This is a genomic window from Amycolatopsis sp. NBC_00345 (assembly GCF_036116635.1).
Lineage (GTDB): Bacteria > Actinomycetota > Actinomycetes > Mycobacteriales > Pseudonocardiaceae > Amycolatopsis.
In genome coordinates this window covers 1,516,194-1,533,314 of the sequence record NZ_CP107995.1, presented here as the reverse complement: position 1 = coordinate 1,533,314, position 17,121 = coordinate 1,516,194, and the positions used below count along the sequence as shown (strand labels likewise).

At 72.2% G+C, this 17,121-nt stretch carries 14 protein-coding genes and 1 riboswitch; of the genes, 7 read left to right on the top strand and 7 right to left on the bottom strand.

Annotated features, from left to right (window positions below; translation table 11 throughout):
* Positions 1-297 precede the first annotated feature (297 nt).
* Positions 298-1,320, top strand: a complete 1,023-nt coding sequence (locus OG943_RS06960) for an LLM class flavin-dependent oxidoreductase (protein ID WP_328608856.1) — start codon at positions 298-300, stop codon at positions 1,318-1,320.
* Positions 1,321-1,327: 7 nt separating this feature from the next.
* Here OG943_RS06960 and OG943_RS06955 read toward each other — a convergent pair whose 3' ends face one another.
* Both OG943_RS06955 and OG943_RS06950 read right to left on the bottom strand, forming a co-directional pair.
* Positions 1,328-1,501: a hypothetical protein gene (locus tag OG943_RS06955; RefSeq protein ID WP_328608855.1), complete on the bottom strand. Its 174-nt coding sequence runs from the start codon at positions 1,499-1,501 to the stop codon at positions 1,328-1,330.
* 58 nt (positions 1,502-1,559) lie between these two features.
* The gene (locus OG943_RS06950; protein WP_328608854.1) at positions 1,560-2,246 is read right to left on the bottom strand and encodes an SDR family NAD(P)-dependent oxidoreductase; all 687 of its coding nucleotides are present in this window, start codon (positions 2,244-2,246) and stop codon (positions 1,560-1,562) included.
* A gap of 103 nt (positions 2,247-2,349) precedes the next feature.
* On the opposite strand from OG943_RS06950, the gene OG943_RS06945 reads away from it, so the two are divergent.
* Positions 2,350-3,189 (top strand): helix-turn-helix transcriptional regulator, encoded by an 840-nt coding sequence (locus OG943_RS06945; protein WP_328608853.1) that lies wholly within the window; start codon positions 2,350-2,352, stop codon positions 3,187-3,189.
* 4 nt (positions 3,190-3,193) lie between these two features.
* Here the strand turns inward: OG943_RS06945 and OG943_RS06940 are convergent, their stop codons facing one another.
* The gene (locus OG943_RS06940; RefSeq protein WP_328608852.1) at positions 3,194-4,084 is read right to left on the bottom strand and encodes a DMT family transporter; all 891 of its coding nucleotides are present in this window, start codon (positions 4,082-4,084) and stop codon (positions 3,194-3,196) included.
* A 40-nt stretch (positions 4,085-4,124) separates the two neighbouring features.
* Here OG943_RS06940 and OG943_RS06935 point away from each other — a divergent pair, with 40 nt between their 5' ends.
* Positions 4,125-4,655 (top strand): MarR family winged helix-turn-helix transcriptional regulator, encoded by a 531-nt coding sequence (locus OG943_RS06935; RefSeq protein ID WP_328608851.1) that lies wholly within the window; start codon positions 4,125-4,127, stop codon positions 4,653-4,655.
* 81 nt (positions 4,656-4,736) lie between these two features.
* Here the strand turns inward: OG943_RS06935 and OG943_RS06930 are convergent, their stop codons facing one another.
* The 3 genes from OG943_RS06930 to OG943_RS06920 are packed head-to-tail and all read right to left on the bottom strand — an operon-like array spanning position 4,737 to position 8,751.
* Positions 4,737-6,683 (bottom strand): glycoside hydrolase, encoded by a 1,947-nt coding sequence (locus OG943_RS06930; protein WP_328608850.1) that lies wholly within the window; start codon positions 6,681-6,683, stop codon positions 4,737-4,739.
* Positions 6,684-6,724: 41 nt separating this feature from the next.
* Entirely contained in the window at positions 6,725-8,047 is a 1,323-nt protein-coding gene (locus OG943_RS06925; protein ID WP_328608849.1) for a HAMP domain-containing sensor histidine kinase, read from the bottom strand.
* A complete protein-coding gene (locus OG943_RS06920) occupies positions 8,044-8,751 on the bottom strand; it encodes a response regulator transcription factor (RefSeq protein ID WP_328608848.1) in 708 nt (235 codons plus the stop codon). Before OG943_RS06920 ends, OG943_RS06925 begins: the two co-directional genes overlap by 4 nt.
* 65 nt (positions 8,752-8,816) lie before the next feature.
* On the opposite strand from OG943_RS06920, the gene OG943_RS06915 reads away from it, so the two are divergent.
* A complete protein-coding gene (locus OG943_RS06915; protein ID WP_328608847.1) occupies positions 8,817-9,719 on the top strand; it encodes an endonuclease/exonuclease/phosphatase family protein in 903 nt (300 codons plus the stop codon).
* 114 nt (positions 9,720-9,833) lie between these two features.
* On the top strand, positions 9,834-13,922 hold the full coding sequence (locus OG943_RS06910) for a DUF7507 domain-containing protein (protein WP_328608846.1): 4,089 nt from the start codon (positions 9,834-9,836) through the stop codon (positions 13,920-13,922).
* 165 nt (positions 13,923-14,087) lie between these two features.
* A riboswitch (cobalamin riboswitch) is annotated at positions 14,088-14,147 on the top strand.
* Positions 14,148-14,558: 411 nt separating this feature from the next.
* On the opposite strand, the gene OG943_RS06905 is transcribed toward OG943_RS06910, so the two are convergent.
* Positions 14,559-14,924: a hypothetical protein gene (locus tag OG943_RS06905; RefSeq protein WP_328608845.1), complete on the bottom strand. Its 366-nt coding sequence runs from the start codon at positions 14,922-14,924 to the stop codon at positions 14,559-14,561.
* Positions 14,925-16,173: 1,249 nt separating this feature from the next.
* Between OG943_RS06905 and OG943_RS06900 the strand changes: the two genes are divergently transcribed.
* Entirely contained in the window at positions 16,174-16,638 is a 465-nt protein-coding gene (locus OG943_RS06900) for a hypothetical protein (protein WP_328608844.1), read from the top strand.
* Between the two features lie 222 nt (positions 16,639-16,860).
* Complete coding sequence (locus OG943_RS06895; protein ID WP_328608843.1) at positions 16,861-17,091, top strand: DUF397 domain-containing protein; 231 nt, start codon at positions 16,861-16,863, stop codon at positions 17,089-17,091.
* Positions 17,092-17,121 lie beyond the last annotated feature (30 nt).

Here is a 17,121-nt window from a genome sequence, read left to right as displayed (position 1 = left end):
GATGCCCAGTACCGCCCGCCGGTTGATCTCGTTCACGTCCAGCTCCGTTCCGGGCCGCCGTGCCCGGCCCACGTCGCGATCGTGACCGGCGGCCGGTGCGGGCCCGGCGTCAGGCACCAGTGCCAGTCGTTTCGACAGGAAGCCTATCCATCGGATGTCTTGCCTCACAAGGGCGAACGTTTCCGCAGTACTTGTTAGTTCTTCTGAATCGTTCCCCACTTCCGCCAGAAATACATCTGATCTATGCTGCCGGTGGATCCGGGGAATCAAACGCGGCCGCCGGACGCTGAGGAGTGCGTGAAGAAGATTGGATTCCTCTCGTTCGGTCACTGGTCGGCGAGCCCGCACTCCGAGACGCAGTCCGCCGCCGACTTCCTGCACCAGTCCATCGACCTGGCGGTGGCGGCCGAGGAGCTGGGCGCGGACGGCGCGTACTTCCGCGTGCACCACTTCGCGCGCCAGGCGGCGGGCCCGTTCCCGTTGCTGTCGGCCATCGGCGCCCGCACGTCGAGGATCGAGATCGGCACGGGCGTGATCGACATGCGCTACGAGAACCCGCTGTACATGGCCGAGGACGCCGGCGCCGCCGACCTCATCTCCGGCGGACGGCTGCAGCTCGGCGTCAGCCGCGGCTCCCCCGAGCAGGTGATCGACGGCTGGCGCCACTTCGGGTTCATCCCCCGGGACGGCGAGACCGACGCGGACATGGCCCGCCGGCACACCGAGACCTTCCTCGAGGTGATCAAGGGGGAAGGCTTCGCACAGCCGAACCCGCGGCCGATGTTCGCCAACCCGCCCGGGCTGCTGCGGATCGAGCCGCACTCCGAAGGCCTGCGCGAGCGCATCTGGTGGGGTTCCAGCTCGAACAGCACCGGGGTCTGGGCCGCGAAGCTCGGCATGAACCTGCAGAGCTCCACGCTCAAGACCGACGAGACGGGCGAGCCGCTGCACGTCCAGCAGCGCAAGCAGATCGAGGCCTACCGCGAGGCCTGGCGGGAGGCGGGCCACGAGCGTGAGCCGCGGGTTTCCGTCAGCCGCAGCATCTTCGCCCTGACCAACGACGTGGACCGCGCGTACTTCGGCCGCGACCGCGGCTCGCGGGACCAGATCGGCATGATCGACGAGACGACCCGGGCGATCTTCGGCCGCTCGTACGCCGCCGAGCCGGACGAGCTGGTGCGCCAGCTCAAGGAGGACGAGGCCATCCAGGCCGCGGACACCCTGCTGCTGACCGTCCCGAACCAGCTCGGCGTCGACTACAACGCCCACGTGCTGGAGAGCATCCTCACCCACGTGGCCCCGGAGCTCGGCTGGCGCTGAGCGGGCTTCAGAACCCGATCGCTTCACGCAGCAGCAGGACCGTGACCCGGCCGGGCCGGGGTTCCGCGTTGAGGACGAGCAGGCGGTTGACGGCGCTGGGCCGGCCGTAAACCGCCTGCGCGCGGGCGTTTTCCAGCGGCAGGGCGTGCTCTTCGACGCGCCGCGGCCGGATCAAGCACATCTGGACGATGCGGAACCCCGAGAAACTCCGTCACTGGACCACGAACTGACCGGCGGCCCTACCAGGCCAGCTCACCGTCCTCTTCCTCCTGGAAGGTGCCGGTCGGGCCGTCCGGGCCGATGACCGCCGCGCGGACGACGACCTTCGCGCTCACCTCGACCGGGCGGCCGCCGCCGCTGCCGCCGCCGAGCTCGGTGTCGGTGTAGCCGGGCTCGACCGCGTTGAACTTGACCTCCGGCACGGCTTTCGCGTACTGGAGCGTGAGCATGGAGACGGCGGCCTTGCTCGCGCCGTAGACGATGGCGGGCACGTGGAACGCCGGCCGCTCGGGGTTGGTGACGGCCCAGAACGAGCCGAGGGCGCTGGAAATGTTGACCACCACCGGGTTTCCGGACTTCCGCAGCAGCGGCAGCGCGGCCTCGGTGACGCGGATGATGCCGACGGCGTTGGTGTCGAACACTTTCAGCGCGTCCGGGCCGTTGAGGCCCATCAGCGCGATGCCGGCGTTGTTGACCAGCACGTCCAAGTGCCCCTCGGCCTCCCGGATCGTTTTCATCGCGGCCTCGGCGGAGGCGTCGTCGGTGACGTCGAGCCGCACGAACCGCACACCCAGCTCGGCGGCGGCCTTCTCCCCGCGCTCGACGCTGCGGGATCCGATGTAGACGGTGTGGCCCAGCGCGGCGAGCTGGCGGGCGGTCTCGTAGCCGATGCCTTTGTTGGCGCCGGTGATCAAGGTTGTTGTCATGGCTCCCACGCTCCGCGCGGGCCGGGCGGGCTACCAGTCGTCCGGTCTTCCTGGGACTGCCGGTACCAGGCAGTCCGGCCGCGAAACGGGCAGACTGGCAAGCATGGCAACGGCGGAGTTCGGCAAGGCGGTGCGGCGCTGGCGGGACCGGGTCAGCCCCGAGGCGGCCGGGCTTCCCGTGGGCGGGCACCGGCGCGCGAGCGGGCTGCGCCGGGAAGAGCTGTCCCAGCTCGCCGGGATCTCCGTCGACTACGTCACCCGGCTGGAACAGGGCCGGGCGACCAGCCCGTCGGCGCAGGTCGTCGAGGCGCTGGCCCGGGCGCTGCGGCTGTCCGGGATCGAGCGCGCCCACCTGTTCCGGCTGGCCGGGCTGAACCCGCCGGGGCCGGAGACCGTGCCCGCGTTCATCAACCCGAGCGTCCACCGGCTGCTGGACCGGCTGACCGGGACGCCGGTCGCGGTCTACGACGCCTCGTGGACGCTGCTCCTGGCCAACCCGCCGTACGCGGCGCTGATGGGCGATCCGTCCGGGTGGCGGGGGTTCGAGCGCAACAGCGTGTGGCGGCAGTTCGCCGGGCCGGGCTCGCGGGCCCGGCACACGCCGGAATCGCTGGCCCGGTTCCACGCCGGGCTCGTGGCCGACCTGCGCGCGACCGCCGAGCGTTACCCGGCCGACCCGCAGCTGCGGCGGATGGTGACGGAGCTGCGCGCGAGCAGCGCGCGGTTCGCCGAGCTGTGGGAGTCCGGCGCGGTCGGGCAGCACGAGGCCGGGCCCAAGACCATCGTCCACCCCGAGGCCGGCCCCGTGGTGCTGGACTGCGACGTGCTCACCGTCGCGGGCGGCGACCTGCGGATCATGGTCTACACCGCGGTACCCGGCACCGAGGACGCCGAGCGCCTCGCCCTGATCACCGTCCTCGGCACCCAGGCGCTGAGCCATTGAACACCTAGCCGCTGAGCACCCGGGAACCGTTGGTGCGCCGCCAAATCCGGCGGACGATCGGCTGCCCGAGCACCAGCCCGGCCAGTACCAGCGCGATGCCGCCGGCCTGCTGCGCGGTGAGCGTGTCACCGGCCAGCAGCGTGCCCAGCAGCACTCCGGTGACGGGGTTCAGCAGCCCGATCAGCCCCACGGACGCGGCGGGCAGGTGCTTCAGGCCGGTGAACCAGGCGGCGAACGCGAGGGCGGTGGCCACCACCGTGACGTAGCCGAACCCGAGCAGCATGTCCCCGGTCAGCGCCGGCGGCGCGCCCTCCACCACGACCGCCGGCGGGATCAGCAGGAGGCTGCCCGCGATGAGCTGCCAGGACGTCGAGGCGATCACGTCGACCTCGCCCGCCCACCGTTTCGCCAGGATGTACCCGACCGAGGACAGCGTCATCGCGCCCACGGACGCGGCCACGCCGAGCGCGTCGACCCGCACGGCCGCGGTCAGCAGCATCAGGCAGGCCCCGGCGATGCCGACCACGGCGCCGGCCAGCGCGAGCACCGTGGGCCGTTCGGCGACCAGCAGCCAGGCCAGCAGCATCAGCACCACCGGGGAGGTGGCCATGATCATGGACGCCAGGCTGGTCGGGAGCAGCTGCGCCGAGATGTAGATGAGCGTGAAGAACGCGCTCGTGTTCAACGCGCCGAGCACCAGCGACTTCCACCACCACGACCCGCGCGGCCGCTGCCGGCGCACCGCGAGCAGGAGCAGGCCGGCCGGGAGCGCCCGGAAGACCGCGCCGTACAGCGGCAGCCCGGGTGGCAGGAGCTCGTGGGTGACGAAGTAGTTGGTGCCCCAGGCGATCGGCGCGACGGCGGTGACCAGGCTCCACCGCAAAGTAGCTTCCATGGAAGCTACAGTACCTTCCCAGGAAGGTATCGTGGCGCGGGTGACCGAACCGCTGGACCACGTCGCTCGCATCCAGGCCGAATGGGCGCGCGAACGCCCCGACCTCGACGTCAGCCCGCAGGGGGTGATCGGCCGGCTGCACCGGGTCGCCGCGCTGCTCACCGACCAGCTCTGCGTCGTGTACAGCCGCTACGGGCTGAGCGAGGGCGAGTTCGACGTGCTGGCCGCGCTCCGCCGCGCCGGGGACCCGTTCGAACGCGCGCCCGGCGAGCTGGCCGCGTTCACGATGGTCACCACGGGCGCCATGACCAAGCGGATCGACCGGCTCGAACGCGCCGGCCTGGTCACCCGCCGCCCCAGCGCGGCCGACGGGCGCGGCCGGGTGGTCGCGCTGACCCCGGCCGGCCGCGAGCTGATCGACACCGCGTTCACCGCCCACATGCACAACGAACGCCGCCTCCTCGGCGACCTCGCCCCGGCCGACGCCACACAGCTGGAACAGGTGCTCGCGACCTGGCTCGCCCAGCTCGAAGCGCCCCAGGCCCCGCAACGACAGCCACACCGCCGCTGAACTGCCGCCCACCCGCGCACTGCGACCCTGAAGGCCACCTTCAGGGTCGTATATGCCCTGAAGGTGGCCTTCAGGGCACCGTCAGACGGCCTTCGGGCACAGCCTTTCCGCCGGCCGGCCGGGCCGCTCGGCCGACACGCAGCCGCCGGGCAGGCCCTGGTAAGCGGTGCTGCCGAAGTTCGCCGTGACGACCAGTGCGTGGTCGCCGAAGGTGGTCTGCTGGACGCGCCCGTCGCCGGACAACGTGCGGAACCCGGTCATCGCCTTCGTGCCCGCCGCGGACTGGAGCCCGGCGAAGAAACGTTGCAGCGAAGCCAGTTCCGGACCCTCCTCGGTCAGCGCCTTCCGGTCCAGGGCGAGGTTGAGCGGGGTGTTGTAGAGCATGGCGAGCTGGATCCGGGTGGCGCGCTGCCCGGGCAGCTTGTCCAGCGGCAGCTCCCAGCGGTCGAGGCTGATCACCGAATCGTGCAGCACCGTTTCGTACAGGGGGACGCGGTAGCGCGGGTCGAACATCGCCTTGGCGAGGTCCGCGGAGATCGTGGCCGGCTTGAAGAAGAAGCCGGGCCGCGCGGGCGGCCAGTAGGTGCCCCAGGCGTCCTTGTCCCGCTCCGCCGCCCACAGCCCGTCCGCGACCGGGGTGCTGGAGCCGTGGCTGAACGCGAGCACCTGGTTCGCCCAGGCCCCGGCGCTTTCCGAGCCCAGCACGAACTCACCGCTCAGCTTCGCCATACGGGACAAGCGGTTCGCCCGGTCCTGCGCCTCGGTCATCGGGTGGGCGGCGCTGTGGTCGCGGAACAGCTCGCCGGTGGCGTCGACGTCGAGGAAGTAGCTGTCCGCCCCGCTCGCGGCCGTCGCGGCGACGCGGTCGGCGAGGTAGTGGTGCGTGGGTTCGGCGTCGGCGAGGGCCTGCGAGCTGACGTAACAGCCACGGCCCTGGAACCCGGTTTCCGGCTTGCCCTGCGCGTCTTCGACACACGCCTGCGGCCAGACTGGCGACGGCCAGCGCGCGGCCGGGGTGTCGGCGGTCGCCGGGTCCTGCGCGTTGTCCCAGCTGTCGTAGGGGCCTACCAGGTAACCCGCGTCCTCGGCGGCGCGGACGGCGTCGGCGGGCATCGGGCTGTCGTCGGAGTCGTAGCCCAGCCACATCCGGCCGAGGCCGAGCTGCCGCATCTGCCGCACGGCCTCGGTGGTGCGGCCGTCACCCCAGAGGTAAGCGTGGAACGCGCCGATCAGCTTGCCCACGGCCGGATTCGCCCGGATCTTCTGCTCGAGGTTGCCGAGTTGCCCGTGGTTCGCCAGCCAGCGCCGGTAGTCCAGCGCGGGTGCTACCGGGGAACCGTCCGTGACGCTGAACGCCACGGTGTAGCCGTCCGTGCCGTCGGCGGCGGCGAAGTGGTGAGCGGTGGAGGTGTGCAGACGGCCCGCGCTGGAGACGAAGCGCAGGCTCGTGCCGAGGTCGGTCGGCACGACGTACCCGGCGCCGACGGATCCGAGGGTGTAGCCCCAGAACGGCATGGTGAGGTCCTGCAGGCGCACCGGGTCGGTGCCGCCGAGCTGACCGTTCCACCACGGGTCGGCGACCGGCACGGAAAGCCCTTCCCCGCGTGGGAACTGCACGGCGCTCGCGGCCCGGTCCGTGCCGGTGACGGGCCAGTTCAGATCACCGTCCGCGCTCGCGCGCAGGTCCACGACGAGCCGGCCGTCGCGCGCCGAGGCCGACGCGGTCAGCCCCCGGCTCGGGTAGGACCAGGTATACGTTCCATTGTGGATAGACAGGGGACCGGGCGCCCCCAACGGTTCCTGAGCCCCTTCGGAGAGCACCAGTTTCCCGGCGGCGGTCCGGGCGTCGACCCGCAGAGTGGCGGGGTCCAGCAGCGCGACGCCGCCCGAGACCGGGATCGCCAGCGCGCCGTGGTCGAGGCTCACCCCGGTCCCCGCCAGGGCCGCGGGCGCGCCCGCCAGGACCGAGCCGGCCACCACCGTCACCGCGATGGCGCGCAGGACGGCCGTTTTCGTTCGTTCGCTCATGGGTGCCCACCGTGGACGGCGGAGATGAGCGGCAAATGAGATCAGCCGGCCGGCGGGAACCACACGGTGAACTCGGTTCCCCCGCCCGGCGGCGACCCGACCTCGATCCGGCCCTGGTGCGCCCGCACCACCTGGGCGACGATCGCCAGCCCGAGGCCGGAGCCGGGCACGTCCCGCGCCGTGGGCGAACGGTAGAAACGGTCGAACACCCGCGGCCGGTCGGCCTCGGCGATCCCGGGGCCTTCGTCGCGCACGCTCAGCCGGCCGTCGGCGAGGTCCACGGTCACCGTGCTGCCCGCCGGGGCGAACTTCGCCGCGTTGTCCAGCAGGTTCGCCACCGCGCGGGCGAGCCGCTCCGCGCTGCCGGTGACGAGGACCGGCGCCAGCCGCGCGGTGAAGGTGACCCCCGGCCAGTGCCGCCGGGCCAGCTCGACGCGCTCCCCCACGACCCGGTCGAGGGCCACGTCGTCGGCCTCCGGCGGCGGTTCGTCGCCGCGGGCCAGCTCGATCAGGTCGTTGACCAGCTGGGTCAGCTCCTCGAACTGGTCGCCGATCCGGCGCAGCACCTGCCGTCGCCGGTCGTCGCCGAGGCGGCCGTCGAGGGCGAGCAGGTCGATGTCCGAGCGCAACGCCGTCAGCGGCGTCCGCAGCTCGTGCGAGGCGTCGGCGACGAGCTGCCGCTGGGCCGCGAGGGAGTCCTCCAGCGCGGCGAGCATGGTGTTGAAGTGCCGGGTCAGCTCGGCCAGCTCGTCCCGGCCGCGCACGGGGATCCGGTGGGCCGGGTCGCGCGTCTCGGCGATGTGCCGGCTGGCGGCGGTGATCCGGGCCAGCGGGCGCAGCCCGGCGCGGGCCACCAGGTAGCCGAAGCCGCAGGCCAGCACCACCCCGCCGACGCCGGCGAGCAGCAGCACCCGCCGGATCCGGTCGAGGCTCTGCGTCACCTGGTCCGAGCGGACGGCCACCTGCAGGGCCTCGCCGGGGCGCACCGGCACGGTCAGCACCCGCAGGGCCAGGCCGTCGACGAGCACGTCGCCGGTGAACTCCGCCCGGGTGCCCGCGGCGACCTCGCGGGCCTCGGGCGCGACCGGGAACAGCGTGGGGGCGGCCGGCGCGGGCGTGACGAGCTGCCCGCAGGCCGGCGCCGCCAGCCACTCGCAGCTGAGCTCTCTCGGCCGGTCCCAGTCACCCTGCTTGATCTGCAGCTGGATCCGGTTCGCCTCCCGGGTCAGGCTGAGGTCGAGCTGGCGGCCGAGCTCGCGGTCGAAGAAGAAGTACGCGGCGAACGCCATCGCGGCCACGGCGACCGCGACCGACAACGCGGCCAGCACGGCCAGCCGGGTGCGCAGCGGGAGCGCCCGCTTCACGGTTCCCTCAGCTGGTAGCCGACGCCGCGGACGGTGTGGACCAGCCGCGGCTCGCCCTCGGCCTCGAGTTTCCGTCGCAGGTAACGGATGTAGACCTCGACCGGGTTACTGGCCGGGCCGAAGTCGTAGCCCCACACGCGTTCGGTGATCACCTCGCGGGTCAGCACCTGCCCGCGGTTGCGCAGCAGCAGGTCGAGCAGCGCGAACTCGGTCTCGGTGAACTGGATGGTCCGCTCGCCGCGGTGCCCCTGCCGTGACGCCGGGTCCAGCACCAGGTCCGCGACCCGCGGCGGCGCCTCGGCCGGCCCGGTCCCGGGTTCGGCTGCACCGCGCCGGAGCAGGGCGCGCACGCGGGCCAGCAACTCCCCCAGGTGGTACGGCTTCACGACGTAGTCATCGGCGCCCGCGTCCAGGCCGCTGACCCGGTCCTCCGCCGCGGCACGGGCGGTCAGCACCAGGATCGGCACCCGGCGGCCCGCGGCCCGCAGCGCCCGGCACACCCCGAGGCCGTCGAGCCCGGGCATCAGCACGTCGAGCACGACCAGGTCCGGCTCGTGGTCGGCCACCGCGCGCAGGGCGGCGGGCCCGTCCTCGGCCGTGATCACCCGGTAGGAGTGCACTTCGAGGGCGTCGGCGACGGCCGCCCGCACGGCGGGCTCGTCGTCGGCGACGAGGACCAGCGGGGCGGCGGGGCGTTCGTTCATGACCCGGCCGAGCCTAGCCGAGGCGGTTTCAGAAACCTCTCATCGAACGAGTCCACTGTGGTCGCATGGTCTTCCGGCGACACCTGCGCACCCTGCTGCCCCCGGCGCTCGCGGTGGCCCTCGCGGCGCTGCTGCTCGGCCACCGCCTGGTGCCCGACGTCGCGGGCGCGGGCACCCTCCTGGACAGTTTCCTGCCCTGGCTCGGCCTCGCGGTGCTCCCGCTCGGCGGGCTGGCCCTAGCCCTGCGTTCACGGGCCGCGCAGGTCGCCCTGCTGGTGCCCGTGCTCGTGTGGGCGGCGCTGTTCGTGCCGCCGATGCTCCCGGCCGGCGCTGCCGGTCCCGGCGGGCTCCGGGTGGTGACGCAGAACGTGGGCGCGGGCAACACCGAGGCCGGGTCGGCGGCCACGGCGCTGGCCGCCACGGACGCCGACCTCGTCGCGATCCAGGAACGGACCGGGCGCACCGGCCCCGCGATCGACGCGGCGCTCCGCCCTGGACATCCGTACCAGGCCTTCGCCGGCACAGTCGGGCTGTGGAGCCGCTACCCGGTCACCGCGGTGGAACGGCTGGACCTGGCGCAGGGCTGGGCGAGGGCGCTGCGGGCGCAGGTCCGGCTGCCGTCCGGGCCGGTGACGGTCTACGTCGCGCACCTCGCCTCCATCCGGCTCGGCGAGACCGGTGCCCGGGACCGGGCCCTGGGCGAGCTGACCGGGCTGCTCCAGGCCGACCGGTCACCGCGGGTGCTGGTGCTCGGCGACCTCAACACCGCCTCGACCGACCGCCGCTTCGCCGCCCTGACTGCCGCGATTCCCGAGGTCAAGACCGGGTTCGGGTTCACCTGGCCCGCCGCGTTCCCGCTCACCCGCCCCGACCACGTGCTGGCCCGCGGGCTCACCCCGACCGGCGACGCGGTGCTCCCGGCGAACGGCAGCGACCACCGCGCGGTGCGCGCGGACTTCCGGCCATGACCGGCCACTATGGACTGATTGATCACCTCTTCGGATGCCGGAACGGCCACGTTCGCGCACGATGACCGTGGAGCCTTAGCCGAGTCGAGAGGGCCGCGGTCGATGAGTGGTGTGATGTTCGGTGCCGGAAAGTCCCGGCGGATAGTGCTCGGGCTGCTGGCCATGGTGCTGCTGACGCTCGGTGTGGTCGTGCCCGGCTCGGGGTCCCCCGCGGCGGCGGCCGGGACGCAGAGCTGCGGGTTCGCCACTGCGGGCACCGGCACCTACGCGCGGACGCTGTGCTGGTTCGACATGTCCGGCTACAGCGAGTCGGAGGCCACGTCCGCGGCCGGCCAGCGGCTGACGTTCGCGCTGCCCGGCGGTTACCAGCTCGCCGTCACCCTCAAGGTGTCCGGCGGCCCGGTCGCGCCGAACTCGCTGCCCACGTATTCCGCCGCCTACCTGGGCAACTCCGGGCATTACACCGGGGTGCCGGGCAAGCCGGCGCTGTACCAGACCGCCAACAGCACGACCACCGTCGCCGCGCTGACCGACATCGTCGCCACCGACGCGAGCGGCGCCGTGGTCAAGGGTTACGGCCTGGTGGGCGCGGACGCCGAGTCGACGGACCCGAGCGAGTCGATCGAGTGGACCTCGTCGTCGGTGCTCGAGTCCCTGACCGCGGACAGCTCCGGGCCGGGCATCGGCAACGCGTGCGGCGGCGGGTACACCGGCGTCGGCACCACGACCGTCCGCTGTGTCGGCCGCACGAGCTCCAACAAGACGGGCACCGCGATCCTCTCCGCGGACGACCCGACCTCGTTCACCCAGCGCATGGTGGGCGGCGGGCGGCAGGCGGTCGGGTTCGGCGTGCTGGTCTCGAGCCTCCAGCTGTCCAAAAAGGTCGTGCGGGGCTTCGCCGGCGACTCGTTCGGCGTCTCGGTCGCGGCTTCGGGCGGGACCGTGCTCGGCTCGGCCGACACCAAGGGCGGCGCCTCGGCGACCACCGGCGAGGTCACCGTGCTGGCCGGGGCCCGCGGCGCCGAGTTCACCATGAACGAGAAGGCCACCTCGGGGCTGGAGTCCAATTACGACAGATCGTGGTCCTGCACCCGCAACGGCGCCGCGGACGGCAAACTGCCCACCGGTGACGCGGGCGGCTCGGCCCAGGTGCACGTCGACATCGGCGACTTCGTCTCCTGCACGGTCACCAACACCGCGAAGGCGGCGACGCTGCAGCTGGTGAAACACGCGGCCGCGCCGGTGGACGTGAACGGCAACGGGATCACCGACGCGGGCGACACGATCGGGTACACCTTCACCGTCACCAACACCGGTGCGCTGGCGTTGAACGACATCACCGTGACCGACGCCAAGGCCGGCGCGGTCACCTGCCCCCGGCCGACGCTCGCCCCGGGTGAGTCGCAGACCTGCACCGCCCAGGTGCCGTACGTGATCACCCCGGCGGACGAGGCGAACGGCGCCGCGGTCAACACCGCGACCGCGTCCGGGCTGCCGCCGGGCGTGACCACCAGGGTGACCTCGAACCCGTCGTCCACCCGCACCCCCACCGAGACGCCGAAACCGGCGCTGACGCTGAAGAAGTCCGCTTCCCCGGACGATCCGGAGGCCTACACCGTCGGACGGCAGATCACCTACTCGTTCCTCGTGACCAACACCGGCAACGTGCCGCTGAACGAGATCGGGGTCGACGAGACCGCGTTCTCCGGCAGCGGGGTCATGACCACGCCGGTCTGCCCGGTCGCCACCCTCGCCCCCGGCGCCAGCACCACGTGCACCGCCACGTACGTGCTGACGCAGGACGACGTGGACTCGGGCCGGCTGGACAACACCGCCACCGCGCACGGCAAGCAGCCCGGCTCCGAAGAACCGACCACCTCGAACCCCTCCAGCGTGTCCATCCCGACGCCCGCGCACCCGTCGATCGCGCTGGAGAAGACCGCCGAGCCGACGACGGTCGAGCGCGCGGGCCAGTCCGTGACCTACACGTTCAAGGTGACCAACACCGGTGACGTGACGCTGCGCGGGGTCGGGGTCGACGAGACCCGGTTCACCGGCTCCGGTCCCGCCCCCGAGATCAACTGCCCGAACACGGTGCTCGCGCCCGGGGCGTCCCAGACCTGCCTCGCGATCTACCGCGTCACGCAGGCGGACATCGACGCGGGCTCGATCGAGAACACCGCCGTCGCGCACGGCACGGCGCCGCGCGCGACCGAGCCGACCACCTCGGCGCCCTCGTCGGCGAAGGTGACCGCCAGCCGTACCGCGGCGCTCACGCTGGCGAAGTCGGCCGACCCGGCCACGGTCGCCGCCGCGGGCGAGCCGGTGCGCTATTCGTTCGTGGTGACCAACGCCGGGAACGTGACGCTGACCGACGTCACCGTCACCGAAGGGGACTTCAGCGGCAGCGGGACGCTGTCGGCGGTCTCCTGCCCGGTGGGCGGCGCCGTCGTGCCGGTGCTGGCGCCCGGCCAGTCCGTCACCTGCACCGCGGACTACACCGCGACCCAGGCCGACCTCGACGCCGGCCGGATCACCAACAGCGCGACCGCGGCCGGCACCCCGCCCGCGGGCCTGCCGCCCGCGACCACCCCGCCCGCGACCGCCGTGGTCACGGCGAGCGGCGGGGCCGCGCTGACCCTGGCCAAGTCGGTCGATCCGGCCACTGTGGACGGTGCCGGGCACACCGTCGCCTACCGGTTCGTCGTGACCAACAGCGGCAACCGCACGCTGACGTCCGTGGCCGTGCGCGAAACCGCGTTCACCGGCACCGGGACGATGTCGGTCATCGAGTGCCCGTCGGACACGCTGGCCCCCGGCCAGTCCGTCACCTGCACCGCCACGTACACCCTGACCCAGGCCGACGCGGACGCCGGCTCGGTGACCAACACCGCCGAGGCGACCGGCACCCCGCCCCAGGGCGACCCGGTGACCTCCGGCCCGTCGCAGGCGAAGGTGACCGTGCCGGGCAAGCCGGGGCTGTCGCTGGTGAAGTCGGCGGATCCGGCCGACGACGGGCACTTCCACGCGGGGCAGACGGTCACCTATTCGTTCGTGGTGACCAACACCGGCAACCAGACGCTCACCGCTGTGACCGTGCGGGAGACGGCGTTCTCCGGCACCGGGCAGCTCTCGCCGCTGTCCTGCCCGGGCGGCGGCGCCACGGTGGCCAGCCTGGCGCCGGGCGAGCAGGCCGTCTGCACGGCCACTTACACGCTCACTCAGTCCGATGTGGACTCCGGGCGCGTGACGAACACGGCCGTCGCCACCGGCACCCCGCCCGAGGGAGGCGAGCCGCCGACCTCGGACCCGTCCACAGTGGTCGTGCCGACCCCGCCGGACGCCGCGCTGACGCTGGCCAAGACAGCCTCGCCGGGCACGGTCACCGCCGCTGGCCAGGAGGTCACGTACTCCTTTGTGGTCACCAACACCGGCAACGTCACGCTCAGCCCGGTGACGATCCGCGAGACCCACTTCACCGGCAGCGGCGAAGGGCCGAAACCGGTCTGCCCGGACGGCGCCGCGTCGCTGGCGCCCGGCGAGCACGTCACCTGCACCGCGACCTACACCGTGACGCAGTCCGATGTGGACGCCGGATCGATCGACAACACCGCCGTGGCCACCGGCACCCCGCCGGAAGGCGGCGCCCCGGTCGACTCGAAGCCCGCGAGCGCGACGGTGCACGCGAACGCGGCGGGCGCGCTCGCGATCAAGAAGTCCGCCGACCCGGTGGACGTGAACGGTGACGGGCGGATCGGCGCCGGGGACCGGATCACCTGGACGATCACCGTCACGAACACCGGCGCGGCCACCGTCCGCGAGATCAAGGTCGACGACCCGTCCGCGGGCCCCGTGACCTGCCCGGGCACCGTGCTCGCGCCGGGCCAGGCGATGGTCTGCACCGTGGCGCCGCACACGGTCACCGAAGCGGACGTGAAGGCGGGCCGGGTCCGCAACGTCGCCACCACCACCGGCATCGGCCCCGACGGCAAGCCGGTCCCGGGTGGCGAGGCGACGGTCAGTGTCCCGGTCGTCCCGGCGCCGGAGCCCGGCACCGGCCCGGGACCGGCGACGGGACCGGGTGAGCCGGCGCACCGGCTGCCGAACACCGGCGTGGACGTGGGCTGGCCGCTCTCCCTGGCGGGCCTGCTGCTGATCGCCGGGCTGGCGCTGTACCTGGCCGGCCGGCGGCGCCTGAGGTAGCGCGCCTGAGCTAGCGGGCGGTCACGAGGCCCGGCTGGAAGCTTCCCGGTTCACGCCGGGGCAGGCCTTCCGGCCGGGCCTCTTGCCGTGCTCCGGCACCCCTTAAAGGCCGCGCCCGGCCCGGCGCCACGGTATAGACAGGGCCAGAAAACGCCTGCGGCAGTGGGGAAGTCGGTGCGAATCCGACGCGGTCCCGCCACTGTGACCGGACGAAGTCCGGAAGCCAGATCGCCACCCGCGGGCAGTCACGATGAGGTCCACGAGGATGGAGCTGACCCGTCATGGATGTCTTCCGCGCGCCACCTGATCGCAGCGCACTCGCGTCCCGCGTCCCCGGCTGACCGGGCCGCTTTCCCGACGACGCGAGTCCTTCTCCCGCGCGCCCCCGGACCGGGCGCGCGACGCGTTCGCCTTCGCGTCCACCCGCTCGGTGGCGGTGCCTGCTTGACCGGATGTTCCCGGCAGCCGTTAAGGACTCCTTATCTACCTTGAAGGTAGGCAAGGAGTCCTTAACGGCTGTCTCAGGTCGGCCAGGCCGCATCCGCCGGGGCCGAGCACCGCCTGGGTGGTGGCCCGCACCGCGGTCGCCGGGTCGAAACCCCGTGGCACCACCGGGATCCGCGCGGGCGGCGGCCGTTACCGCCGTGACACCCGGGTGCGCCGGGGCCAGAGCGCGCACGCGCCGACCACGCTCGCGAACGCGACGAACGTGCCGAGGGAAGCGGCGATCCGGGGGTTGGTCGTCGTCACCACCGCGGCCACCGCGCAGCCGCCGGCGGCGAGCAGGAGGCACACGCGAAGCGCGCCCGCCCAGCCCGACAACAAGCTGGCCACCCGGGACAGCCGGCTGTCGCGCGTGCCGGGCTTGCGGTGCCGGCCATGGCCCCGGCCGGCCAGCACCTTCGCCGCCGCGGCGATCATCTCCTCAGGGGTCGCGACGCGCGGGCGCGGGTCCTCGACGTCGAAGCATTCGGCCACATCGACCCGTTGGGGCGCGCTCATCCCTGGTTCACGGGGTCTATCCAGCTGTACAGTCACCAGGTCCTGTTCCTTGTCTTCACGGGCTGGTTATCGGACACCGCGGGGCCCCCTGTTCGCGCAAGGGGCCCCGCCCCATTTCTCCGGTGTTTCTCCCTCCCCCGGCTCGGTTCGATCTCAGCTCCGTCGAGTTCTCGGCTCCGGTTGATCCAGCTCGGCCTGATCCCATCCTGGCGAAGACTCACGGTCACCTCACGTCCTACTGCGAGTGTCTCGCCGAGCGGCATTTCCGAGGCGCCCAGCGGTTCGAGTGACGTGTGCGACTACTCCGCGCTACCAGGCGGGGCGACCGCACGATACCGCCGCGTTATCCATTGCCGACGGTCTATCACGACACCGTCGCACACCCCCAGACCAGCACGGCCATTGGAATATGCACGTCCATCTGCGCGGGCTTCCGAATCGGCGATCGCGCAGACCAGCCCCATCGCGGCCGTCACGGAGCCCGGAAACCCGCAGCGAGTGCACGGGGCGTAGCCGAATTCTGGAGTCATGACAGAACCGACGTCACTCGTTCGAGTGATACGGACGGTGACCACCACGGCCCGCACACCAGGGGACGCTCACCGCGTCAGAACCGACGCCGGCGGAACGGAATATTCGACACCAGCTTGACCTCGACTTCAGCTACCGTGGAATATTCGAAAACACTCGAATGCCGCCCGTGTCGGCAAAGGGAAACAATGCGCGACAACGGTGCTCACCGAGCGCGATCGCGTGCTGGTGCGAGGCAATTTTACCGGCGGTCAACAAGCCCGCCGACGCGCTTCAAGCAGGCCGTTTTCCGGCGCCACACTGGCCTTTTCAGCGCCGCGGCAGCCCCTCCTCACAGTTCCACCGACCCGATCACGGGGATACACTGCACGGACAGATGCACATGCATCGGCATGCGCGTACCGGGGGCTGGAACTCGAACCTGATGCCCGCGAGCAGCGCATATCCACCTGAACGCCGGTCGCGGTCAGCACCGGCGGCCACCCGCTTGGAGGCACCGGCAGGCTCGAAAACCCACGACGGCGGACGTCCCACGACGGCCGAAAAAGAAGCTGCGGGATGCGACCACGTCTCACGAAGGCCGGTCCTGCAGGCTTCTCGACCGCTCTGGCAGTCCCGCTCGGACAGTCCTTTTCGGACAAAAAGGCGCGGCCCCCTCTTGTCCAGGGAGCCGCGCCGGCGCTGCACACACTCTCCGACTCACAGACAGGAATGCAACATGGCCATGGTAGACGTCGCCAACCGGCACCAGCCAGGGGAAAACGGGCGACGCACGTCTCGTCACCTCATCCCGCCGACCGGCACCGACGGCACAGCCGGCGCGATCAGCACCGACGGCGCGGACGAGCCACCCATCCGCGTCACGATCAGCGTCGACGCCAACACGCTGGTGCTCTGCCGGCATGTCCGCCGGACCCGGGCGCCCGGCGGCCACGCGCGCCACCGCAAGGCGACCGCCCCGTCGTGGCCGGCCCTGCTCGGGGCGATCTTCAGCGACTGGGGCTGGACGCTGCGAGCGGCGTTCATCGTGGGCGAGGTCCTGTGCGCCGCGCTCGGCGCGCTGGCGCTGGCCGCCCACTTCGTCGCCGCGGGCACCGGCGTCTTCGGCACCGGGGCCGCGGCGCTCGTGCTGACCGCCGTCGTCCGGCGGCGGACCGCGAAGTCGCCGGCCGCGAAAGGGTAAGCACCGGCGCCCGTCAAAGGCCTGCGGCAGCGTCCATTTGGCGCTGCCGCAGGCCTTTGACCACCGACGATTACAGATAATCACCCAGTCCAGGCCGAATGGGTGAATATCGCACCCACCAGCCCAAGATCACGCCTCGCCTCTTGCGCGTGGAATATTCCAGCACGACTCTGGATGGACGGAATAATCCAATACCCGCGATCATCTTGACGAGGGGCGATCATGGAAAGCTTCGACCCGAAGACTGCCGCGATCTCGCTGGACGACGCCGCGTGGCAGCGGCCATTTCGCTGCGGTGACAACTCCGGCAACTGCGTCGAGGTCAACCTCGGCCGGCCCGGACTGGTCGCGCTCCGGGACTCCAAGCTCGGCGAGTCACCGGTGCTGCTCTTCACCCCCGAAGAATGGACGTCTTTTGTCACGTCCGTTCGCGCCGGGCAGTTCGACTGCTGACCCCGCGTCGCAGGGAGTCAGACTTGGTGG